This window comes from Pseudomonas sp. GW822-FHT01E03, from assembly GCF_058802985.1.
On record NZ_JBXAOQ010000013.1, the window covers coordinates 65,944 to 88,923 of the forward strand.

Here is a 22,980-nt window from a genome sequence, read left to right on the forward strand (position 1 = left end):
GGCTTCAGGCTCCCATGACCAGAATCAACGTGGCGCAGACGCAGGCGTACAACGCGCCTTCGAACAACGCCTCGTGCCAGACAAACTGCAGCACGCCAAGGCGCCGCAATGTCCAGTCCAGCAACAGGAAAATCGGCAAGCCCAGCAGCAGCGCCTGGGCAATCGGGGGTAGATAGGCACCACCCACTTCCAGATCAATGGGCAAGGACAGGGTCTCCTTCAAGGCCTGAGGGTTGAAAGTGGCCGCGATAGCGTTCCACGAACGACACCACGATCAGCAGCGCCACACGCATGCGGAACACCGACCACAGGTGCTCGTGAACATCGGTGTGCAGGGCATCCAGGTCGTCGCCCAAGGTGTGGAGGCTATCAAGCACCTGCACCACTTCGACCCCGGGCCGACCGGCAACCAGCCTGCCCGTTTCCCGGACTGTCGAAAACAGGCGACGTTGCAGATCCGGACTCAGCAGTGCGTTGTTCTGCCCTTGCTGCCGCAGCTGATTCAAGGCGATACCCAATGCCATGCAGGCCAGGCTGACTTGAAACAGCTCGCGCGATTGTGGCTCCCGGGTCGCCGGCAGCAGCCCCAACATCATGGTCAGGCGATCAACCATACGGCTCTCGAACGCAAACTGCTGTTCATCGCTCGCCGAGGTTTTCAGCAAGGCGTACACCTGCTCGCAGCTCTCCTTGTAGAGCCTGCGCATGCGAAAATCCGGCCTGAACGGAAAGATCAGCGCATAGACACTCAAAGCCAGCACGGTCGCACAGGTATAGGCCCCGGCAAACTCGAACCACTGGCTGGCAGTGTTTTGACCAATCCCCACGTTCAACGGGCCAAGCAACAAAAACGTCGTGAGCCCCAGGCCAATCCCGGTACCTGTGGTGGGTGGACTGGCCAGCCCCACCGCTACGGCGTAGAGCAAGGGCGCCAGCAGCAAGGCAAGCATCTCGAAATTGCTGATCATCGGCACAAACATGAACTGAAGGAGCGCCGAGACCACCAGTGCCAGCCCGAACCCCCTGGCATAGCTTTGAACAGCCAGTAGCGGTCGGGGAAACGTCGACATCAGCGAGCAAAGGATGCCCACCAGTACCATCCCGGCTCGCGCACCGTCCCAGCCGGTTTCGATCCAGATCAGGCCGGCGATCAACAGCGCGCAAAAGGCACGGACGGCATTCATCGTCGCCAGGGTGAAGTCCAGATGCAGCGGATTTTCCCGCCCGCGAAACACGCTGCTGGCGGGGCGCCCGCTCTGGATGGCATCGCTCAGCTCCAGAATCTGCTCAAGCTGCTGCAACAGCCGCGCCTGCTCCCAGCGCAGCGACCAGGCCAGCGAACGCAAGGTGGCCGGCAGCGGCTCGGTCAATTGTTCGGCCCTGTAGGCCAGCTCATCAAAGCGTTGTTGCAGCGATGTGAAATGATGGCGCTTTTCACTGGACAGCGAACGCCCCTCCCGCGCCAGTTCATCGAGAAAGGCCAGCTCTTCGGCACGCAGCCGTTGAATCTCTTCAGGCAACTCGCCCTCCCAGCGCTCGGTCAACAACAGCCGCTGGTGGCGCAGGGCGGTCAGCCGCGCGGTCAATAGCACCAATTGGTTGCCCAGCAGTTGCACCAGGCCGTTGGCGCTGCGTAACCGGGGCGCATCGTAGTACATGTGCCGACGCACGCCCTCCAGGCCGCTGATCTGGCCCAGCAGCTGCATTTGCCGCTGCTGGAATTCGGCTTCGCTCTCTTCGGTGCGGATGACGGCGCTGGCATGGGTGGCCAGCAACCGGGTGATCTGATCGATTTTGGCGAAGTAATCCCGGGCCACGGCTTCCGGCCTGGCGGTGAGCAAGCTGACCACGCACACGCAGGCAACCGCCAGCAAGGTTTCGGTGAGGCGGGTCACTGCCAGCAAAAAGGTGCCGTCCTGATCGGGAATCGCCAGCAACGCGATGACCACGGCGGTGTAGCCACTGAGCACGAATGCCCCGGAACTGGTGTAGCGCAACAGCGTGCCACCGGCGGTGCACAGCGCCAGCCACAACGCCAGGGTGGTGATGAACGGCAGCGGTGCCTGGGGAAAGATCGCCATGATCAACACCGCCACGGCCGCCCCCAGCGTGGTGCCGATCACCTGGCCAAAACTGCGGGCCAGCACCATGCCAGCCAGTGGCTGGCTGATGATGACCACGGCCATGATCGACCACTTGGGCTGGTCCAGATCGAACAAAAACGCCAGGTACAGGGTCAACAACCCGGCCGCGATGGTTCGCAAGGCAAACAGCAACACCCCGGGGCCGGGGTTGAAAATCGCCTTGAAGTATTGCAACAACGCTTGCATGGGAACACTCGTCGAGACACCTCCAGCAAGCGTAGTCACTGCTGCGGTGCCTCGAGAGGTTTTGCCATCGACGCAGCTTGCCGGCCCGTGGATTGTCGGCTGAAGGGCTGTTCAACGGTTTGAATCGAGCGAGAACGGCGTCAAGGTTTGACTCAAAGCCTGGCCTGACCGAAGCTTGCGCCTTTGCAAAAGCTTGCCAGCTTCCGGATTCCTGCATGCCCAAGTCCCGCCGCCTTCTGTTTATCAGCCTCTTCGCCCTGCTCGTCATCGGCGGTGTCTGGTTTTCCCTGCGCGATACCACCCCGGTGGTTCCCGAAGCCATCCTGCACGGCTACAGCGAAGCGCTGGCGGCTGCCCGGGCCGGCCAACCGGGTGCGGCGCGGGTGCTCTATCAGCAATTGGCCCGTCCGGACCTGTCCCCCAAACGTCGTATCGGGTTGCATGCCGAGCTGCCCAACTATCCAAGCTCGGTGGCCCTGAAGCTGGCGGATGCCGACCTGCAGAACGAGTCGCCCGAGGTACGTATCGCGGCGATCAGAAGCATCAGCGGCCTGGTACCGAACGGCCAGCGCAGTCTGCTGCTGGGTCCATTGCTCGATGACAGCGAACAAAGCGTGCGGCTGGCGGCGATCAACGCGCTGCTGGGATTGTCCCCGGATGAACTGGGTTTGTATTTCGGGCCGCTGGAGCAAGCCATCGATGCCTGGGAGCAAGTGCTCAAGAGCGCGCCGCAAAGTGCCGAAAACCAATACCAACTGGCCCGACTGCACTTGCACAACGCCGAGCTCAAGCAAGCGCAACAGGCGCTGGACAACACCCTGCGCCTGGCGCCGGACAACCTGCCGGCGCTGGTACTGCAAATCGAAGTGCTGGATAAACAGGGCCAGAACGACGCCGCCCGGCAACTGTTGGCCAGGCAACTGCAGGCACAACCCAACTCGGCCTACCTGCAACACGCGTTGGGGCTCTGGCTGCTGCATCACGAGCAAAGCGAATTCGCCCTGCTCGGCCTGTCCAAGGCCGTAGAGCTTGAGCCCAATAACCGGGACTACCGCTACGACCTGGCCACCACGTTGCACGGTGAGCAGGAGCTCGAAGCGGCGCAGAAACAGTTGCAGGAAATCGTTCAACGCCACCCGAACGATCGCAAGGCCCGGGTGCTGCTGATCAACTACTGGAAGGAAAGCGGACAGCTGCAAAACGTGCAGATCCTGTTGGCCCAACTCGAACAGATGAACCCCGATGATCCGGCGTTGCAACAAGGGCTTTGACCCCGACTGAAATTTCGTTGAACCGTCGTCCTGGCCAGGGGTCAAGTGAACAGGCAGCCCGTTATGGCGCTTCGCAGCGGCTGCCTCGTTGACCCTGGCCATATGAGGACGCTTGTTTGTCTCTATCCAACGATTTGAACCGAGACAAGGCCGCCACCGGTATCGAAGGTCTGGACGATATCCTCGATGGCGGACTGTCCCGCGGACATGTGTTTTTGCTCGAAGGCGAGCCAGGCACCGGCAAGACCACCGTGGCGCTGCACTTCCTGTTGGCAGGCGCGCAAGCCGGCGAACGCTCCTTGTACATCACCCTCTCTGAAACCGAACGCGAGCTGCGCCAGGGCGCCTTGTCCCATGGCTGGGAGATGGACGAAAACGTCCATATCTTCGAACTGACGCCCCCGGAAAGCCTGCTCAATGTCGAACAGCAGCAGACACTGCTCTATTCCTCCGACCTGGAACTGGGCGAAGCCACCCGCCAGATCTTCGAGGTGGTCGAGCGGGTCAAGCCGACCCGCGTTGTCCTGGACAGCCTTTCCGAGATTCGCCTGCTGGCGCAAAGCTCGCTGCGCTACCGTCGGCAGATTCTGGCCATCAAGCATTATTTCGTGCGTTACGACGCCACGGTGTTGCTGCTCGATGACCTGACCGCCGAGTCCCTGGACAAAACCGTGCACAGCGTGGCCCACGGCGTGATTCGCCTGGAAGAATTGACCCCGAACTACGGCGCCGAGCGACGTCGCATCCGCGTGGTCAAGTACCGCGGCCAGAAGTACCGCGGCGGCTTCCATGACTTCACCATCACGGGCGAAGGCGTGCGTGTATTCCCGCGCCTGGTGGCCGCCGAACATCGCGGTCAATACCTGCGTCAGCAATTGACCAGCGGCATCCGGGAAATGGATGCGCTGCTGGGCGGCGGTATCGAGACGGGTTCCAGCACCTTGATTCTCGGCCCGGCGGGGACCGGCAAATCGCTGATCGCCATGGTGTTCGCCGCCGCGGCCGTGGCCCGGGGCGAAAAAGCCGCGTTATTCATTTTCGATGAAGAGTTGGGGTTGTTGTTCGAGCGCATGAAGAACATCGGCATCGATTTGCAGGCAATGCAAGACAGCGGCAATTTGCTGGTCGAACAAGTGGACGCGGCCGAGCTGTCCCCCGGCGAGTTCTCCCACCGGGTCCGGCGCTGCGTGGACGAAGGCAATATAAAGACCGTGGTGATCGACAGCATCAACGGCTATCAGGCGGCGATGCCGGAAGAAAACGCCTTGGTGCTGCACATGCACGAGCTACTGCTGTACCTCAATCGCCAAGGCGCCGCGACCTTCATGACGGTCGCTCAGCACGGCCTGGTCGGCGACATGCAGGCGCCGGTCGACATCACCTACCTGGCCGACACAGTCATTCTGCTGCGTTACTTCGAAGCCCTGGGCAAGGTGCGCCGGGCCATTTCGATCATCAAGAAACGTACCGGCAGCCATGAGTCGACCATCCGTGAATACCGCATCAGCGCCCAGGGCATGACCATCGGTGAGCCCCTGGAAGCCTTTCAGGGCGTATTGCGCGGCGTACCCACGTATCTCGGCGCCAGCAATCCATTGCTCGCGGACGAAATCCCGTGACGGACATGCAAGCGACGTCCGAGCGCGCAATCATCCTTGCGCCGCGAGGGCGCGACGGCCAGATAGCCCTGATGATGCTCAACGAGGCCGGGTTTCACGGGGTGATCAGCCCCGACCTGCCCGAATTGTGCGCCGAACTTGAACAGGGTGCCGGCCTGCTGCTGATCTCTTGCGAGGCGCTGTTGGGCGCTGATCTGGAACCGCTGATCCGCCTGATCGAACAGCAGCCCGCGTGGTCGGATCTGCCGATCGTGTTGATGACACACCATGGCGGCCCGCAACAGAACCCGGCATCGCGCTTCGGCCCGCAATTGGGCAACGTGACCTTCCTCGAACGGCCATTTCACCCGGTCACACTGATCAGCCTGGTCACCACGGCCCTGCGCGGACGGCGACGACAGTACGAAGCCAGGGATCGGTTGATCGACCTGAGCCAGAGTGAGTTGCGCCTGCAGAACACCCTCGAAACCCTTGAACAGCAGGTGCAAGAGCGCACCGCGCAACTGCGTCACAACGAGGAAGCGTTGCGCCAGTCGCAGAAAATGGAAGCCGTCGGCCAACTCACCGGCGGCATCGCCCATGATTTCAACAACATGCTGACCGGTATCATCGGCAGCCTGGAGTTGTTGCGTCGACGCCTGGCCCGGGGGCGAACCGAAGACCTGGACAGCCTGATCGATCTGGGGGTGACTTCGGCCAACCGCGCAGCGGGCCTGACCCACCGCCTGCTGGCGTTTTCCCGGCGCCAGTCGCTGGATTCGAAACCCGTGGAGATGAACACCCTGGTGATCTCCATGGATGAACTGCTGCAACGCAGCATCAACGAAACCATTCGTCTGGACATGCAACTGGACGAGCACCTGTGGGTGGCCGAAGCCGACCCCAATCAACTGGAAAGCGCCCTGCTCAACCTGGTGATCAATGCCCGCGATGCCATGCCCAATGGCGGCAGTCTGGTGGTCTCGACTTCGAACCAGCACTTTGACGAGGATTTCACCCAAGGCCAGAGCAATCTCGATGCGGGAGACTATGTGGTGCTCAGCGTGACGGACACCGGCTGTGGCATGCCGCAAAGCACCATCAACCGCGCCTTCGACCCCTTCTTCACCACCAAGCCTATCGGCCAGGGCACCGGGCTGGGGTTATCAATGATCTATGGTTTCAGCAAACAATCGGGAGGTCACGTCGCCATCCAAAGCGTCGTGGGCGAAGGCACCACGGTGAGCCTGTTCCTGCCACGCTTCGGTGGAGACCTGCCTCGGGACCATCCATCGGACGTCGAACATTCACCTTTGGCCAGGAGTGGCGAGACGGTGTTGATTGTCGAGGACGATCCGGCGGTGCGGGTGCTGGTCAGCACGGTGTTGAGCGACCTGGGTTATGCCTACGTCGAGGCTTGTGATGGCGATAGCGCGGTGCCGATACTCGATTCGGCCCAGCGCATCGACCTGCTGATCAGCGATGTCGGCTTGCCCGGTATGAATGGCCGGCAACTGGCGGAAATCGGCCGGCAGTTGCGTCCCGAGCTGAGGGTGCTGTTCATCACCGGCTACGCCGAGCACGCCGCGGTGCGTGGCGGGTTCCTCGATCCGGGCATGCAGATGATCACCAAGCCGTTTACCTTCGACCTGTTGACGGCGAAGGTCAGGGAGATGATCAGGGCCTGAAGGCTTACGAAAGCATGTCCTGCATCAATTCCTGCAATTTATCCAGATCGAAAGGTTTTTCCAGGATCGGTGCCTTGTGCGTAATCGGGCTGTCGGTCTCGCGGATTTCCTGGGCATAGCCGCTGATGAAGATCACCTTGAGTTCCGGTCGCAGTTTCACGGCGGGCTCGGCGATCTGCACACCGGAGATTCCTCCGGGCAGGCGGAAGTCGGTGATCATCATGTCCAGGTGCGGTTTGCTCGCCAGGATTTCGAAAGCCTGCTCGCCGTTTTCGGCCTGCAATACGCGGTAACCCTCGCCCGACAGATAAGCGGACAGCACCATCAGAATCGAGGGATCGTCCTCGACGACGAGTACTACATCTTGTGCATCTTCGCTCATGGGAAGCCTTTGCTCGGTCAATTGCTGCTGATAGACCGTGGGGTCGACCAGAGGTTGCGTTTATCCGGTTGTTTTCCTACAGCGGCAGACAAACGCGAAACAAGGCGCCTTCGCCGATCCTGCTCTGGACGGTAATAGTACCGCCATGGGCGGCCACAATCTGCTCTGAAATAAACAATCCCAGGCCCAGCCCGGCGACGGCGTGCCTGGCCGATACCCGCTCGAACTGCTGGAAGATCCGCTTCTGGTTTTCCTCGCTGATGCCAATCCCTCGATCCTGCACGTCCACCAGCGCCTGGCCACCTTCACCGAGATCGGGCTCTTGGCCCCGTAGCGCAAGGCGTTGGTCAGCAGGTTGGAAATGACCTGTTCAATTCGAAACTCGTCCCAGTTTCCGATCACCGGTTGCGTGGCATCGAGCGAGACCGACGCTTCGGCGGCGTCGATCTGCTGGGAAAAGTTGTGCAACAACTCGCCAACCAGCGTTGAAAGGTCAAAGCGCTTGGGCCGGATCGACAACTTTCCGGTGCGAATGCGCGAGACGTCGAGCATGTCTTCAATCAATCGAATCAGACTTTTGATCTGCCGCTCGTCGCGGTCGACCATCGCGTGCATCTTGTCCAGGGTGAAGGCGGCGGAGTTGTCCCGGGCCAGGTGCATCTTGCGCAACTGGGTTTCAAGGATCAGGCCGTTGAGCGGCGTGCGCACTTCGTGGGCGACGATGGACATGAAGTCATCGCGCATGCGTACCGCCTGTTCCAGTTCCAGTTGAGTGCTTTGCAATCGCTTGAGCAGGGTCTCCTGTTCGCGGCGACTTTGCTCAAGGGCCAGCACTTGTTCCTTCATCGCCTTGCTCTGGCGATAGAGGTCGACGAACACATTGACCTTGCTCTTGACCGCCTGGAGGTCCAGCGGTTTGTACAGGAAGTCCACGGCACCGCTTTCATAGCCCTTGAAGGCGTAATTGAGTTCACGCCCGGCGGCGCTGACGAAAACGATCGGGATGTTCCTGGTTTTTTCCGTGCCGCGCATCAACTCGGCCAGCTCGAAGCCATTCATGCCGGGCATCTGCACATCGAGGATGGCCAAGGCGAATTCGTGTTGCAACAGCAGGGACAAGGCCTCATCGGCGGACAGCGCCTTGTACACAATGCGGTCCTCACGCTTGATCAGCGCTTCAAGTGCCAGCAGATTCTCCGGCAGATCGTCCACGATCAGCAGTTTGGCCTGGAAATTACTCAGCATGCGATTCGTTCCAGCTCGACAAGCAGACGGCCGATGCCGCGTACAGGAATGATCGGAAGTGCGAAGCCTTCGCGCAGCGGGCCGGGGATGTTCAACAGCGCCTCGACGCCACCGGCGCAGGCACCGATCACTTCGATAGCCGGCATTTTCGTTGCACTTTTCATGATTTTCGATAGATCCGTTCTTGTTTGACCAGCGGCTCGAACTGATCGCCGAAGGCTGAGAAATCCGGGGTTTCCTTACTGCCCAGCACCAGGAAACCGCGATGGCAGAGGGACTCATGAAACAGCCCGAACGCTCGACCCTGAAGACTTTTATTAAAATAAATCAGTACGTTACGGCATGAAATTAATTGAGTTTCGGAGAATACGCTGTCCGTCGCCAGGCTGTGATCGGCGAAGGTCACGTTCTCGCGCAGGGTCTTGTCGAAAATCGCGTACCCATAGGCCGCCGTATAGTAGTCGGCAAACGAACTCTGGCCACCGGCCTGCTGGTAATTAGCAGTGTAGGCGCGGACGTTCTCCATCGAGAAAATCCCTTGCCTGGCCTTTTCCAGCGAGCGCGGATTGATGTCGGTGGCGTAGATGATGGTACGGTCCAGCAGGCCTTCTTCGCGCAGCACAATGGCCATCGAATACACCTCTTCACCTGTGCTGCATCCGGCGATCCAGATCTTGATCGAAGGGTAGGTTCGCAGCAGCGGCACCACTTCCTTGCGGATGGCCAGGAAGTGCGAGGGATCGCGAAACATTTCGCTGACCGGAATGGTCAGCAACTGCAGCAGTTGCATGAACGCGGCGGGATCGTGCAGGACCTTTTCCTGCAACGCCGAGATGGTGTTGCACTCGAACTGACTCAACGCATGGTCGACCCGGCGTTTGATCGAAGCGCCGGAGTAATCGCGAAAATCGTAGCTGTACTTGAGATAGATCGCCTCGATCAACAACCGCAGTTCGATTTCGCTGTTTCGATCCACTGAAAAATTGCGCTCCACTAGATACGTTCCATCTTCGGTAACCACACACGAATCAGCGAAAACAGGCGATCGAGATCGATGGGCTTGGCCAGGTAATCGTTGGCGCCGGCCTGCAGGCAGCGCTCCTGATCGTCCTTCATGGCCTTGGCCGTCACGGCGATGATCGGCAGCTTGCGCCAGCGCAGATTCTTGCGGATTTCAACTGTGGCTTCATAACCATCCATTTGCGGCATCATCACGTCCATCAACACCAGATCGATGTCTTGCACCTCATTCAATCGTTCAATCGCTTCGCGGCCGTTGCGGCCAATGACCACGACTGCGCCCTTTTGCTCCAGCGCGCTGGTGAGGGCGAAAATGTTGCGCACATCGTCATCCACCAGCAGCACTTTGCGGCCTTCGAAGACCTTGTCGCGGCTGCGGGCGACCTTGAGCATCTTCTGCCGCTCATGGGACAACCGTGATTCGACTTTGTGCAGAAAAAGCGTCACCTCATCCAGCAACCGCTCCGGCGAGCGTGCGCCCTTGATGATGATCGAACGCGAATACTTGCGCAGTTCGGCCTCTTCATCCCGGGTCAGGTTGCGCCCGGTATAGACGATGACGGGCGGAAAGGAACAGATGTCTTCGGTGGACATGCGCTTGAGCAGGTCATTGCCGAGCATGTCGGGCAGCTTGAGGTCGATGATCATGCAATCGAAGACGGATGAGCGCAGCAGGTCCAGCGCCTCCTGCGCCAGGCCAACGGCGGTGATCTCGATGTCATCGTCGCCGATCAGGCGGGCAATGCTGTCGCGCTGCACGACGTCGTCCTCGACCAGCAGCACGCGCTTGACCTTCTGGGTCAACTTGGCCTCAAGGCGTGCAAACACGTCCTTGAGTTCCTCGCGGGTGGTCGGTTTGACCACGTAGCCGATGGCGCCCATGTGCATCGCCGCCTCGACCCGGTCTTCGACCGAAATCACATGCACCGGGATGTGCCGGGTTTCGGCGTGTTCCTTCAAACGTTGCAGCACGCTCAGGCCGGAATGATCCGGCAGGCGCATGTCCAGCAGGATCGCATCGGGGATGAACGCCTTGGCCAGGTCGTAGCCTTCGTCGGCGCCGTGAGCCACCAGGCACTGATAACCCAGTTCATGGGCCAGGTCGTAGAGGATGTGCGCAAAGTTCGGCTCATCCTCCACCACCAGAATGCAGCGTTTGGTGAACGGCCCTTTGTTGCGGTCGTCGTCGAAGCGCGGAATGTCGACTTCGGCCACCAATGGCGACAACGTGGGCGGCGATACACTCGACACAGCCGCCACAGGAACGGCTCGCATCGGTTCGACAGACACTTCGCCCGGTTCCACGTACTGCTGTGGCAAGACCAGGGTAAACACACTGCCCTGCCCCGGCGTGCTGGTTACGCTGATGGAGCCGCCGAGCAAGGCCGCCAGGTCACGGGAGATCGACAACCCCAGCCCGGTGCCGCCGTAACGCCGATTGGTGGTGCCGTCGGCCTGACGGAACGCTTCGAAGATGCTTTCGTGCTGATCCACTTCGATGCCGATCCCGGAATCGCGGATGCTGAACGCGATGCCGTCATTCGGCGCCGTGGCGACGGACAGGCTGACGCTGCCGCTTTGCGTGAATTTCACCGCGTTGGACAGCAGGTTCTTGAGCACTTGCTCCAGACGCTGGCGGTCGGTGAACAGCATCAACGGCGCACCGTCCTGCATATCCACCCGGAAATCCAGTTGCTTGTCCGTTGCCAATGGCTGGAACAGGCCGCGCAGGCCATCCACCAGGCGCGCCACGCTGGTGTTCTCCGGACGGATTTCCAGCTTGCCGGCCTCGACTTTGGAAATATCCAGAATGTCGTTGATCAGGTTGAGCAAGTCGTTGCCGGAGGAATAGATCGACTCGGCGAATTGGACTTGCTCGGCAGTAAGGTTTTCCTCCGGGTTTTGCGCCAGCAGCTTGGCCAGGATCAACGAGCTGTTCAGTGGCGTGCGCAGCTCATGGGACATGTTGGCGAGGAATTCGGACTTGTACTTGCTCGAGCGCTGCAATTCTACCGCGCGTTCTTCGAGCTGGATCTGGGCCTGATTGAGTTCAGTATTCTTCAGGTCCATGGCGTCGCGCTGCTCGGCCAGTACTTCTGCCTGCTCGGCGAGTTGTTCGTTGGTCTGCTCCAGCTCCACCTGCTGGGTTTCCAGGTGCGCCTGAGACTCCTTGAGAATCCGCGACTGCTCTTCGAGCTCTTCGTTGGCGGTCTTGAGTTCTTCCTGCTGAACCTGCAGTTCTTCGTTGAGTTGCTGGGTTTCGGCCAACACCTCCTGCAAACGCTGGCGATAACGTGCCGCCTCGATCGAGGTGCCGATGTTGCCGGCAATCAGCTCAAGCAATTCAACGTCACGGTCGGTCAGTGGACGCAGAAAGCCCAACTCGATCACGCCATTGACCCGCTCGTCGTCGCTGGTTGGCACCACCAGCACACTGCACGGCAAACCGTCACCGAGGCCGGAGCTGACCTTGAAGTAATCTCCCGGCACCTCGTCCAGGCGAATCAGCCGTGCCTGTTGCGCCACTTGGCCGACAATGCCTTCTTCGCTGTAGATCTGCTGTTCACGCCCTTCCTGTTCACGGGAAAAACCATAAGTGGCGATGCGCTTGAGGCCGCCATGGTCTTCGCGCACATAAATAGCCGCCACGGCGGTGCCCAGGTACTGCGCGCAGAATTGCAGGATATTGCGACCCAGCATGCTCAGGCTCAATTGTCCCAGCACCTGCTCGGCCAGCTCGGTCTGACCGTTGCGCAGCCAGGCCTGTTGCTCCAGACGATGGGCGCTGGCCTGTTGGGCGGCAAGGTTGACACTGTAGTTCTGCGACAGGGTCAACAAATCGCGGCGCCCGACGTACGCCAGCAACCCGCTGACCCCGGCTATGAACAACAGGTAGAGGCTGATGCTCATGATGGTGGTGCCGCGCACTTCGTCATTGCGCGATGCGCGCAACTGTTGCTCGGTGTCGATCACCGCCTCGAACTGCTTGCGAATTTCATCGGTCAGGCGTTTACCGCGTCCGGCCTTGACGATGGCGCGATAATCACCGCTGCTGCGCTGCAAATCGATCATCGATTGCGCGTAGTTGGTCCACTCCAGCTGCAAGGCTCGCAACCGTAGCAAGCGATCAGTCTGCACCGGGTTGTCGGCGGTTAGTTCAAGCAAGGTGTCGAGCGCCACGGCGATGCGCGGCTTGGCGGTTTCGTAGGGATCGAGGAAATGCTCGTCGCCACTGAGCAGGAAACCGCGCATCCCGGTTTCCAGATCCACGGTCAGCTTGACCGCTTCATTGGCGTTATTGATCACCCGGTCGGTGTGCTCCACCCACTGGATGGTCGACAGTAAATAGCTGATCAGCGACACGAAAAACACAGCGCTGATAAGACCCAGACCCAACGGCAGGCTGATGTTACGGCTCAGGAGTTTACGAAATCGTTGCTCATCAACCGAGGACGCTGAGGTCATGGGGCAGGCCTTGTCGAACTGTCAGAATGCAAGGAGTTTGCCCCAAAACTGGCAAATTGATCCAATTATCTGACATGTTTGCGCGCAAGGTCCTACATTGCGCTGCTCCCGCGTTATCCTTGCCTGGCCTGTACCGCCAATCCTTTTTCCATCGCGCAGGGAACTTGTCGGGATCCGCCACTTACTCATGCAAGAGGCCGGTGATTTCCAGCGACCGGCAATGCCAATCTTTTTCGGGAATTCGACCATGTCATCCGCCAACGCCTCCACCATCCTTGTCGTCGAAGACGATGCCATCGTGCGCATGCTGATCGTCGACGTCCTGGAAGAACTGGAATTCAAGGTTCTGGAAGCCGATGGCAGCGAACAGGCACAGGATTTGCTCAAGGACTTGAACCGACACATTGACCTGATGATGACTGATGTTGGCCTGCCGGTCATGGACGGTCGCGAACTGGCCACCCTCGCCCGCACGTTACGCCCTGACCTGCCCATCCTGTTCGCCAGCGGTTATGCCGAAAGCATTGAAGTACCTCCAGGCATGCACTTGATCGGCAAACCCTTCTCCATTGATCAGTTGCGGCAGAAAATACGCGAGATGCTGCCAGCCAATTAATTAACAGCTCAAGCCCTACTTACATAAAAGACAACATAGCCCTGTCGAGCCGGCCTTCTGAGCCAGACTCGATGAAAACTGTCGCCCGAAACAAAAAGCACAGTATATGAACTGGGCAACCGAGCATCAGAAAACATACTCTCCACTAAAATAACAGGGCAACTAAATTTCAATAATCGAGATGTGTTTCTCGACCGAAAAACACACACCCCATCAAAAAAAGGATTTGTTGATGAACAGCACTCAATATGACTATAGAAAACCATCAACTTTTGAAACCCTGCAGCGGGACATTCAAAATTTGAAGCAGATAAACAATCTTGAAAAGGCTCACGTCACTTCAACTTTACAGAGAAACCTTTCCAGCCTTATCGACAGCAACAACCAATTCATCCTCAGCGACTGGATTATCGCCTTCACTCATGACAGTTCGTTACAAATAGCCCATCGAGCGGGACAGTCAATGCTGAAAGATTTACTGGCTAGCGAAGAGTTTCTTGGCCTGGAGGAGCTATCCAGCCTTTCAGGCGCCACTACATACGTATGCGACGCCAATATGAATATGCATGTATTGATTGACGATGAAAAGATGCACATTGACGACTTGCTCAAAGAAAATGAAGTGCTTCACGAGCGCCTGAAACAGTTGAGCAACTATGCTAGCAGCGCGGGCGATTTCATCTACAGCTCTGATGAGTTCAATGTCGAGCAATGGTTACGGTTCTACGGGTACCCGATTCCGTCAACCGCCAGACAGCTTGTGAACCTCATTGAGTTTTTCAACAAGGAACGGCCAAAACTTCCGACAGCAATAGCCTATTACAGAATACTCAAAGACCCTGAATTTTTCCCGACAGCACTGCCTTTGATAGAGCGGCGAAAAATTGAAAAAGTAACAAAATCATTCGGAGCAACTAAAAAAGGTCAATTGCTAAAAACACTGGTCGAGCAAGTCATCAGCCTACCAACTGATATATTGAGAGCTGCCCCCAACCAATACATTAGCAATCTCCTGGAAAGCACGATTGGAAAAATTTGGGCGCGGGGTTATCTGGATGCATTGAACTGGTATGGCACTACCTCAGGTGCCTCACCATCCACGAAGGATCTTGAGCAATTGCTCATTACCGCCATCATCCTGAACCTTGAACCAGAGGCTGGCCTGACTCAAAACAAAGGTCGGGCACTGGGCTATGGATTTTACAACCCGGTCAATGCCGAAGTTCATCCTGCCAAAGTACTGCTGATGTTCGAAAAGCATCTTGTCGATAACAATATCGTTGATGCAACAGTAGTTCCTCTGGCAGCGTACTTGCTCGCATGCGCTGCTGCGCCTGAACTCGTTGTAAAACAAATCCCGGACGACATGACGATAAACTCGCCTGCGTGGGTGGTGCATAGCGTCGCCGTCGAAAAAATCGAGCACATTGCACCAGGTGCCTCGGCCGCGATGACTTTCGATGAAGTCCAGGCTTACGCTGATCTGGAGCCATTCGATGACAACCTTGAGCAATTGTTCGGGCTAAATGCGCTGACGTCGATGCTGAACTGGGGCGCAATGAATCGCCTCATCCCCTATAGCGAACGGGGCGAGTACAACAGTGATGACTACCGAGCGGCTGAAGCACTTTACACCGATTACACCGAGGCACTTGAGCAATGCAGGAACGCCATCAATACCCCACTGCGTACGCGACATGAGATGGCCTTGAATGAACTGAAGAGAGCCATGCCCGACGGAGACTATCTGACAAACAGAAACTACATGCACACCGACCTGCCCTTGGGCGAAACAATATCAGCACATGAACTATTCATGTCTGGCGACCTCATGAATGAAGGATGGACCGGGCTTACCCTGTCGCACAAAATCATGTCAACCTTTGAAGCGTATGAACTTCCAAGAACATTACCCTACCTAGGGCGACTGCAGGACATTAAAAAAATCTACACAGACACGTTCAACCATTATTTTGATCAGCTAAGGCTGGGAACCGCCACCGCATTGAAGCTCGCCATGTCGAAAATGCCTGAAGCTGATCGAAAGCGCCTGGAGTATGGCAATCTCAGTTTCTTTACTGTTCGCAAACAATTCCACGTTGGAGCGGCCAAGGAAACACAGCGTGACAGGGATAAGTACAGGGGGCGCTTTGGTGTAATCATCTCGTCCGAATACAATTCACGATTTTATTACTACGAACTGTTCACATTGCGAGCCGAGTGTCATCGCCGCCAGGACCTTCATGCGATGTTCGGTTCAACCAACCTGCACTTCACGGAAGCCAGTGTTTGGCATGATAAAGATGAAAAACAATGGCAGGCTCAAGGGCTTGACTGGCCATTGGATATCGATGCATACCTCAAGGGAACGCCCCCCATAAAAAATATCAGCAATAAAGTGGTTGTCGAAAAGCTTTGGCAAGCCTATGAACAGGAAGGCGTGGAGCGCGTAGCCCCACAAAACAGAAGTCAGGTCGAGATGTTTTTTTCTGAGGCGACATCAGACACAGTCAACCGAGTACTTGAGTACTTCCCGCCTGCTACCTACGATGAACTGTACAACGCTGGTTACGGTATAGCGCCCCTGGAAGCGGCAAGACAGAACACCAAGGACAGAATAGACCTGGTTCTTAACCTGATTATCCCGTTCAAGAGTTGCATCGAAGACCTGAGTTCCGGTGACCGTGACCGTGAGCGGGGGGCCATCTTTGGATGCGCATTGGACGCGCTGTCGATTGTCGGAGCTGTACTGGGTGTCGCGCCAAAATTCGCTTCCATCGCGTTCAAATCCGGCAGCCTCCTTTCCAGATCTTTAACACTCGCCAGGGTCAGCAGCAGTTTTGCCCTGAGTTTGGTCAACCCGCTCGATGGTGTGCCAAGTCTTTTGAAGAAGGGAGCGACCATTACCAAAAACGGAGTCGTGCTGGTTACAGGGGTTGGTTCCAAAGTCAGCGGCAAAGCCGTGAAGCAACTTCAATCCCTCTCCGGAGCACTCGATACCTATACCGCGGCACGGTCCTTGAATTGCATCGATATGAAATTGGCGCGCGTGGAAGGTATCAGCGAACTATCTCAGTCAGTCGATGTTCTGCTATTCAAAAGAGCAAACGACTGGTTTGAACTTGACCTGAACAGTTGCAAGGTGAGAGGCGGAAAAGTCACCGATTACAAGGAAATAATACAGGCGGGAGAATTTGAACGGGTGTAACCCGAAACATCCAGCAGGCACTGAGAGCGGTGAAAGCCATCACTCACCGCTCTCAGACCGAGTGCCACAGCGCCAGGCGGTCTGCTGTGGTTTAATACCCGCGCTTTTTCAACCTTCTGCCGGTCCTAGGAATTCCCGTTCATGACTCAACCCCGCGCAACCAAAGTCCTGGTCATTGGTTACGTCTGGCCCGAGCCCCGCTCTTCCGCGGCCAGCGGGCATGTCATGCAGATTCTCGACGTTTTCCTGGACCAGGGCTGGGACATCACGTTCAGCAGCCCGGCAGGCTTCGGCGAGCAACGTGCGGACCTGACAGCGTTGGGTATTGACGAAGTACCTATCGAGCTGAACAACAGCAGTTTCGACGCATTCATCAGCGAACTGGCGCCTGACATCGTGTTGTTCGATCAATTCATGATGGAGGAACAGTTCGGCTGGCGGGTCGAGAAGCATTGCCCCGATGCCTTGCGCGTGCTCGAAAGTTGCGACCTGCAAAGCCTGAGGCTGGGTCGGCATCAACGCCTCAAGGAGCGTTTGAAGGCCAGTGACGACAACAATGACTTCAACGAACTGTTCGCCCCGGCGGCGCGCGAAGAGTTCGAACACATGGCTGATACCGATCTGGCGAAGCGCGAGATCGCCTCATTTTATCGTTGTGATTTGACGCTGATGGTTTCCGAAGTGGAAGTCGAATTGCTGGTCGAGCAGTTCAGGTTTCCCCGCAACCTGCTGCACTGGTGCCCGTTGATGGTCGATGTTCCGTCCCGTGCATCGGTACCGTTCGAAGAGCGGGCACACTTTCTTCATATCGGTAACTTTCGCCATGCGCCCAACTGGGATGCGGTGCTCTGGTTGAAAAGCGCTATCTGGCCGTTGATTCGCGAGCAGATACCCAGCGCTCAATTGCATATCTATGGTGCCTACACACCACCCAAGGCGACTGCCCTGCACAACCCGGCCCAGGGTTTTCATGTGATGAACTGGGCAGAAGACGCCCTGCAAGTCATGTCGTCGGCGCGGGTCTGTATGGCACCGTTGCGTTTTGGCGCGGGAATCAAAGGCAAGATTGTCGATGCGATGCTCTGTGGCACGCCGAATGTGACGACGCCAGTGGGTGCCGAGGCGATGCATGATCAAGAGGCATGGCCCGGTGCAGTGACCCGTTCGGCACGCGAGTTCGCCGATCATGCCGTGCAACTGCACAACGACAAGACGCGCTGGCTGGACGCCCAGGCGCACGGGAAAACCCTGCTTGCCAGTCGCTACCGAAAATCCGTTCATGGCCCAGCCTTGATCCAGCGGCTGGTCGATTGCCAGCAGAATCTGGCAAACATAAGACGAGATAACTTTACCGGCAGCATGCTGCGTCATCACCAGCACAAGAGTACTCAATACATGGCGCAATGGATTGAGGCGAAGAACCGACTGAATCAGGAGTAGCCCACTTTTCTTGTGCAATACATAGTTACCGCCATTGCTGTGCCCGACCGGTTAATCTGACCGCTTCACACCCAATGGATGGGGTGATTCGCACAAGGAATGGCCATGACCAGCAATACGCGTGGTTTGCTCGACAAGCAAACCTGGATGAGCAGCACCCTCGAAATCAATCAACTCAAACTCACCGATATCGTCTGGCCTGGCGTGCATAACGCCGGAATGGACAAAAAAGCGCCCAACCACGATGCGGTGCTCGGCCATTGGACGATTTGTCAGAACGACACTTTTTCCTGGCAACTGGCCAACGGCGCCCGCGCCTTTGATATCCGTCTGGGCTACACCGCCGGTGCGGCTCGATCGGGCTTCTACTTTCACCACAACGGCTTTCGCTCGCACCGCGCCCTGGACGATCTGATCGACGCGGTACTGCTGTTCCTTGATCGAAACCCGGACGAATTCATCGTGCTGGACTTCCATCAACTGGCTGATGGCAATAAACCTTTCGATCATGAAAGGTTCAGTGACTGCCTCGTGCGACGTCTAGGGCTGCGGGCCGTCCTTCCAGGCGACAGATTCAAAACGGTTGGAGAACTCAAAAGTGCGAGCCCACATCGCCGGGTGATCATGGCGGCACCCGCCCTGTCGGCGCTCGATGGCGAGTACTTCTGGCCTCGCATCCCGCACAAATGGCGCGACAACGCGTTCTCCGCCCCCGCCGAGCTGCAACGCTACATCGCGCAAACCCTGGAAGATGCGCCCTACGAAACCTTCCTCTGGTCACTGTCCGCGACCACCTACTCGCTGCTCGGCGGGCCCGGAAATATCAAGCGGCAGATCAACGACTGGTTCGACACCACGAGAAACTGGGTCACGCGTTGCAGCATCATCAGCACCGATTTTTTCGACGAGTCCGACATCGTTCGTTATTGCTGGAGCGCCACCAGCATGAAAGCGGTTTACGGCCGTGCCTTGCACGAACAGACGCACCGGCGGTAGTAGCGCTATCCATCCGGCAAGAGGCATGATCGGGGCGGGATAACTACACAAGCGCCCTGACATGACCCGTACCGCCAGAGTCACCGATCCTTCCTATGAGTTGATGGACGACCACAACGGCTTGTCCATCATCTATCGCCAGCACGGTTTCCCCTGCCCTCTGGTGCGCTGGCATTTCCACAAGGAATACGAACTGCACCTGATCGTCGCCAGTTCCGGCAAGGTGTTCATCGGCGACTACATCGGCAACTTCTATCCCCGGACACTGTTTCTCACCGGCCCCAACCTGCCCCACAACTGGATCAGCCAGGTGGCCGAGGACGAAGTGGTGCCCAAGCGTGACATGCTGGTCAATTTCACAGACGAGTTGTTCGACAGCGGCTATCAGGTGTTCGCCGAACTCAAGGCCCTGGCACCGCTGCTGGAGCGCGCGCAGTACGGCATCGAGTTTCGCTGCAAGCACACCATCGACAAGGCGATGGACCTGATGCAGCGCATCGCCGATACCACCGGTATGACCCGGCTCGGGCACTTTTTCATTCTGCTGGAGTTGCTTGCGGCCACCGACGACTACCAATTGCTCTCTGGTGCCACAACCCCGCAACTGGCGGACGAGCACAATATCGATCGCACCAACCGCGCGGTGGATTACATTTTTGCCCACTACGCCCGGGACTTGACGCTGGAAGAGGTCGCCGAGCACCTGGGCATGAAGCCGACTTATTTCAGTCGGGTATTCAAGCAGGCCACCGGGCGCAATTTCATCGAATTCGTCAATCGCCTGCGCATCAGCAAGTCCTGCGAGTTGCTGGCCGATGGCGACAAGCCGGTGACCGATGTCTGCTTCGAATCGGGCTTCAACAATATTTCCAACTTCAACCGGCGCTTCCAGCAGCTCAAGGGCATGACGCCTTCGCATTACCGGCGGCTGGTGGTGCAGCGGTTGACCGAGCAAAACCTGGGTTGAAGACACGCCTCAAATTCCTGTGGGAGCGAGCTTGCTCGCGATGAGGCCGTGTCAGTCGACATTTATTAACCTGATACACCGCCATCGTCGGATCGCCGCCCGGACCAAGCTCGCTTCCACAGGTACAGCGTTACCCCCTGAAACCTGTACGGATTCAATACCCCTCCTTCGCTGAAAAGCCCTTCCCTGCGTCTACCCCTCAAAACTTCAGTGCAAAAAAGTATCGATTGAAGTGCGATGGATGATTTGTCTCGCCCTCGATTGAAGGATGTAATCAGCGCACATTCTTCCTGCCTTCGGAAGACACAAAAACAATAACTGTCCTTCTGTAGCCCGCCGGGTGCAGAAAAGGAGTGCACGATGCAACCTTCGGTAAAAGCCCTGCTTGCCCTCACCTGCATGACCCTCAGCAGCGTCAGCCTTGGCGCACAGACCCTGACCATCGCCACCGTCAACAACAGCGACATGATCCGCATGCAAAAGCTCTCGAAAACCTTCGAGGCCGAGCATCCGGACATCAAGCTCAATTGGGTGGTCCTCGAAGAAAACGTCCTGCGCCAGCGCCTGACCACCGACATCGCCACCCAGGGCGGGCAATTCGATGTGCTGACCATTGGCATGTACGAAGCGGCACTCTGGGGCGCCAAGGGCTGGCTGGAGCCGATGAAGGATTTGCCGGCTGGTTACGCCCTCGACGATGTGTTTGCGTCGGTGCGCGAAGGCCTGTCTGTCAAAGGCCAGCTGTACGCCCTGCCGTTCTACGCCGAAAGCTCGATCACCTATTACCGCACCGACCTGTTCAAGGACGCCGGCCTGACCATGCCCGAGCGCCCGACCTGGGAGCAGATCGGTGAATTCGCCGCCAAACTGAACAAACCCGAACAGGAACAGTACGGCATCTGCCTACGGGGCAAGGCCGGCTGGGGCGAGAACATCGCGCTGATCAGCACCGTGGCCAACGCCTATGGCGCGCGCTGGTTCGATGAAAAGTGGCAGCCGGAATTCAACGATCCCGAATGGAAAAACGCGCTGAACTTCTATGTCGACACCATGAAGAAATCCGGCCCGCCAGGGGCGTCGAGCAACGGTTTCAATGAAAACCTGGCGCTGTTCAATAGTGGCAAATGCGCGATCTGGGTCGATGCCAGCGTCGCCGGTTCGTTCGTCACCGACAAGTCCCAGAGCAAGGTCACCGATCACGTCGGCTTCACCTATGCGCCGCATCAGGTCACTGACAAGGGCTCGGCCTGGTTGTACTCCTGGGCACTGGCCATTCCGACCAGTTCCAAGGCCAAGGACGCAGCGAAAACCTTCAGCGCCTGGGCCACGTCCAAAGAATACGGCGCACTGGTTGCGGAAAAAGACGGCATCGCCAACGTGCCGCCGGGCACCCGAGCCTCGACCTACAGCGAGGCGTACATGAGTGCCGCACCGTTCGCCAGGGTCACGCTGGAATCGCTCAAGGCTGCGGACCCTAGCAAACCGGGCACCAGACCTGTGCCGTACATCGGCATCCAGTTGGTGACCATTCCCGAGTTCCAGGGTATCGGCACCCAGGTCGGCAAATCCTTCTCGGCGGCGCTGATCGGCCAGACCACGGTCGACCAGGCGTTGGCGGCGGCCCAGCAAACCACCGAGCGCGAGATGAAGCGCGCGGGTTATCCCAAGTAACCGGCAGTAGCCTGCCCCCTGTTCCCTGTGGGAGCGAGCTTGCTCGCGATGAGTCCATGACATTCAACAGTGATGTCGGCTGACAGATTGCTATCGCGAGCAAGCTCGCTCCCACAGTTGATCTTCATTGCCTGTACCCATTCGGTTTAACACCATGAATACATCAACTGCAAAAGCTCACATGGACATTGCCCAGCCGCAGCGCAAAAGCCGCGTGGCCAATCCCGGCTGGTTTCTGGTCAGCCCTTCGGTGGCATTGCTGCTGTTGTGGATGATCGTACCGCTGGGTATGACCGTCTACTTCTCGACGATTCGCTACAACTTGCTCAACCCCGGCGAGAACGAGTTCGTCGGCCTGGAAAACTTCACCTACTTCCTCACCGACTCCGGCTTTCTGCCCGGCGCCACCAACACGCTGTTGCTGGTGGGCAGCGTGCTGCTGATCAGTGTGGTATTCGGCGTGCTGATCAGTGCATTGCTGGAGGCCAGTGAGTTTTTCGGTCGCGGCATCGTACGGGTGATGCTGATCTCGCCGTTTTTCATCATGCCCACGGTGGGCGCGCTGATATGGAAGAACCTGATTTTCCATCCGGTGTCGGGGATTCTCGCCTACGTCTGGAAGCTGTTCGGCGCGCAACCAGTGGACTGGCTGGCGCACTACCCGCTGCTGTCGATCATCATCATTGTCTCGTGGCAATGGCTGCCCTTCGCGATCCTGATCCTGATGACCGCCATGCAGTCCCTCGACCAGGAACAGAAAGAAGCCGCGCGCCTGGACGGTGCCGGGCCCATCGCGATTTTCTGGCACCTGACCTTGCCACACCTGGCGCGGCCGATTGCGGTGGTGGTGATGATCGAAACCATCTTCCTGCTCTCGGTGTTCGCCGAAATCTTCACCACCACCAACGGCGGTCCCGGCTACGCCTCGACCAACCTCGCCTACCTGATCTACAACCAGGCGCTGGTGCAGTTCGATGTCGGCATGGCCTCGGCGGGCGGCCTGATCGCCGTGGTCATCGCCAACATCGCCGCGATCATCCTGGTGCGGATGATCGGCAAAAACCTGACCGACAAAGCCTGAGG

15 protein-coding genes and 2 pseudogenes are annotated in these 22,980 nt (G+C 57.9%); 10 read left to right on the forward strand and 7 right to left on the reverse strand.

The features are described from left to right. Positions 1-4: 4 nt before the first annotated feature. Both AC1RP7_RS23645 and AC1RP7_RS23650 read right to left on the reverse strand, forming a co-directional pair. Entirely contained in the window at positions 5-205 is a 201-nt protein-coding gene (locus AC1RP7_RS23645; RefSeq protein WP_032829912.1) for a DUF1656 domain-containing protein, read from the reverse strand. Then, on the reverse strand, positions 195-2,330 hold the full coding sequence (locus AC1RP7_RS23650) for an FUSC family protein (RefSeq protein ID WP_489338536.1): 2,136 nt from the start codon (positions 2,328-2,330) through the stop codon (positions 195-197). The genes AC1RP7_RS23645 and AC1RP7_RS23650 overlap by 11 nt, the downstream gene beginning before the upstream one ends. A 215-nt stretch (positions 2,331-2,545) precedes the next feature. Between AC1RP7_RS23650 and AC1RP7_RS23655 the strand changes: the two genes are divergently transcribed. The 3 genes from AC1RP7_RS23655 to AC1RP7_RS23665 all read left to right on the forward strand — a co-directional run bounded on the left by AC1RP7_RS23655 (position 2,546) and on the right by AC1RP7_RS23665 (position 6,887). Further along, positions 2,546-3,601 (forward strand): tetratricopeptide repeat protein, encoded by a 1,056-nt coding sequence (locus tag AC1RP7_RS23655; RefSeq protein WP_090455294.1) that lies wholly within the window; start codon positions 2,546-2,548, stop codon positions 3,599-3,601. A gap of 116 nt (positions 3,602-3,717) precedes the next feature. Further along, positions 3,718-5,220 (forward strand): ATPase domain-containing protein, encoded by a 1,503-nt coding sequence (locus AC1RP7_RS23660; RefSeq protein ID WP_493180929.1) that lies wholly within the window; start codon positions 3,718-3,720, stop codon positions 5,218-5,220. Further along, on the forward strand, positions 5,217-6,887 hold the full coding sequence (locus tag AC1RP7_RS23665; RefSeq protein ID WP_218495745.1) for a response regulator: 1,671 nt from the start codon (positions 5,217-5,219) through the stop codon (positions 6,885-6,887). The genes AC1RP7_RS23660 and AC1RP7_RS23665 overlap by 4 nt, the downstream gene beginning before the upstream one ends. 4 nt (positions 6,888-6,891) lie before the next feature. Here the strand turns inward: AC1RP7_RS23665 and AC1RP7_RS23670 are convergent, their stop codons facing one another. The 5 genes and pseudogenes from AC1RP7_RS23670 to AC1RP7_RS23690 form a co-directional block, all read right to left on the reverse strand. After that, positions 6,892-7,269, reverse strand: a complete 378-nt coding sequence (locus AC1RP7_RS23670) for a response regulator (RefSeq protein ID WP_057714773.1) — start codon at positions 7,267-7,269, stop codon at positions 6,892-6,894. 76 nt (positions 7,270-7,345) lie between these two features. Continuing rightward, positions 7,346-8,514, reverse strand: a pseudogene (locus AC1RP7_RS23675) (hybrid sensor histidine kinase/response regulator). 41 nt (positions 8,515-8,555) lie between these two features. Then, a pseudogene (locus AC1RP7_RS23680) lies at positions 8,556-8,678 on the reverse strand (chemotaxis protein CheB); the annotation flags it as partial. After that, positions 8,675-9,508: a CheR family methyltransferase gene (locus AC1RP7_RS23685; RefSeq protein ID WP_057714771.1), complete on the reverse strand. Its 834-nt coding sequence runs from the start codon at positions 9,506-9,508 to the stop codon at positions 8,675-8,677. The pseudogene AC1RP7_RS23680 and the gene AC1RP7_RS23685, both read right to left, overlap by 4 nt. Beyond that, positions 9,508-12,999, reverse strand: a complete 3,492-nt coding sequence (locus AC1RP7_RS23690; protein WP_493180930.1) for a response regulator — start codon at positions 12,997-12,999, stop codon at positions 9,508-9,510. Before AC1RP7_RS23690 ends, AC1RP7_RS23685 begins: the two co-directional genes overlap by 1 nt. A 247-nt stretch (positions 13,000-13,246) precedes the next feature. On the opposite strand from AC1RP7_RS23690, the gene AC1RP7_RS23695 reads away from it, so the two are divergent. From AC1RP7_RS23695 to AC1RP7_RS23725, 7 genes are all read left to right on the forward strand, one after another. Beyond that, a complete protein-coding gene (locus AC1RP7_RS23695; protein WP_218495738.1) occupies positions 13,247-13,615 on the forward strand; it encodes a response regulator in 369 nt (122 codons plus the stop codon). Between the two features lie 232 nt (positions 13,616-13,847). Continuing rightward, positions 13,848-16,823, forward strand: a complete 2,976-nt coding sequence (locus AC1RP7_RS23700) for a hypothetical protein (RefSeq protein WP_493180931.1) — start codon at positions 13,848-13,850, stop codon at positions 16,821-16,823. A gap of 141 nt (positions 16,824-16,964) precedes the next feature. Further along, positions 16,965-18,263 carry a glycosyltransferase gene (locus AC1RP7_RS23705; protein WP_218495733.1) on the forward strand — a complete coding sequence of 433 codons (1,299 nt, stop codon included), beginning with the start codon at positions 16,965-16,967 and terminating at the stop codon, positions 18,261-18,263. Positions 18,264-18,368: 105 nt separating this feature from the next. Beyond that, a complete protein-coding gene (locus AC1RP7_RS23710) occupies positions 18,369-19,259 on the forward strand; it encodes a phosphatidylinositol-specific phospholipase C domain-containing protein (RefSeq protein ID WP_218495731.1) in 891 nt (296 codons plus the stop codon). A 61-nt stretch (positions 19,260-19,320) separates the two neighbouring features. Next, on the forward strand, positions 19,321-20,226 hold the full coding sequence (locus tag AC1RP7_RS23715; RefSeq protein ID WP_090455307.1) for an AraC family transcriptional regulator: 906 nt from the start codon (positions 19,321-19,323) through the stop codon (positions 20,224-20,226). Positions 20,227-20,586: 360 nt separating this feature from the next. Further along, entirely contained in the window at positions 20,587-21,897 is a 1,311-nt protein-coding gene (locus AC1RP7_RS23720) for an ABC transporter substrate-binding protein (RefSeq protein ID WP_493180932.1), read from the forward strand. A 154-nt stretch (positions 21,898-22,051) separates the two neighbouring features. Continuing rightward, positions 22,052-22,978: a carbohydrate ABC transporter permease gene (locus AC1RP7_RS23725; protein ID WP_046042047.1), complete on the forward strand. Its 927-nt coding sequence runs from the start codon at positions 22,052-22,054 to the stop codon at positions 22,976-22,978. Positions 22,979-22,980 lie beyond the last annotated feature (2 nt).

Bases quoted from the DNA above. Each gene is read 5' to 3' on its own strand.
- AC1RP7_RS23650 (WP_489338536.1), bottom strand. From the start codon at position 2,330: ATGCAAGCGTTGTTGCAATACTTCAAGGCGATTTTCAACCCCGGCCCC.
- AC1RP7_RS23655 (WP_090455294.1), top strand. From the start codon at position 2,546: ATGCCCAAGTCCCGCCGCCTTCTGTTTATCAGCCTCTTCGCCCTGCTC.
- AC1RP7_RS23670 (WP_057714773.1), bottom strand. From the start codon at position 7,269: ATGAGCGAAGATGCACAAGATGTAGTACTCGTCGTCGAGGACGATCCC.
- AC1RP7_RS23690 (WP_493180930.1), bottom strand. From the start codon at position 12,999: ATGACCTCAGCGTCCTCGGTTGATGAGCAACGATTTCGTAAACTCCTG.
- AC1RP7_RS23695 (WP_218495738.1), top strand. From the start codon at position 13,247: ATGTCATCCGCCAACGCCTCCACCATCCTTGTCGTCGAAGACGATGCC.
- AC1RP7_RS23700 (WP_493180931.1), top strand. From the start codon at position 13,848: ATGAACAGCACTCAATATGACTATAGAAAACCATCAACTTTTGAAACC.
- AC1RP7_RS23705 (WP_218495733.1), top strand. From the start codon at position 16,965: ATGACTCAACCCCGCGCAACCAAAGTCCTGGTCATTGGTTACGTCTGG.
- AC1RP7_RS23710 (WP_218495731.1), top strand. From the start codon at position 18,369: ATGACCAGCAATACGCGTGGTTTGCTCGACAAGCAAACCTGGATGAGC.
- AC1RP7_RS23715 (WP_090455307.1), top strand. From the start codon at position 19,321: ATGACCCGTACCGCCAGAGTCACCGATCCTTCCTATGAGTTGATGGAC.
- AC1RP7_RS23720 (WP_493180932.1), top strand. From the start codon at position 20,587: ATGCAACCTTCGGTAAAAGCCCTGCTTGCCCTCACCTGCATGACCCTC.
- AC1RP7_RS23725 (WP_046042047.1), top strand. From the start codon at position 22,052: ATGAATACATCAACTGCAAAAGCTCACATGGACATTGCCCAGCCGCAG.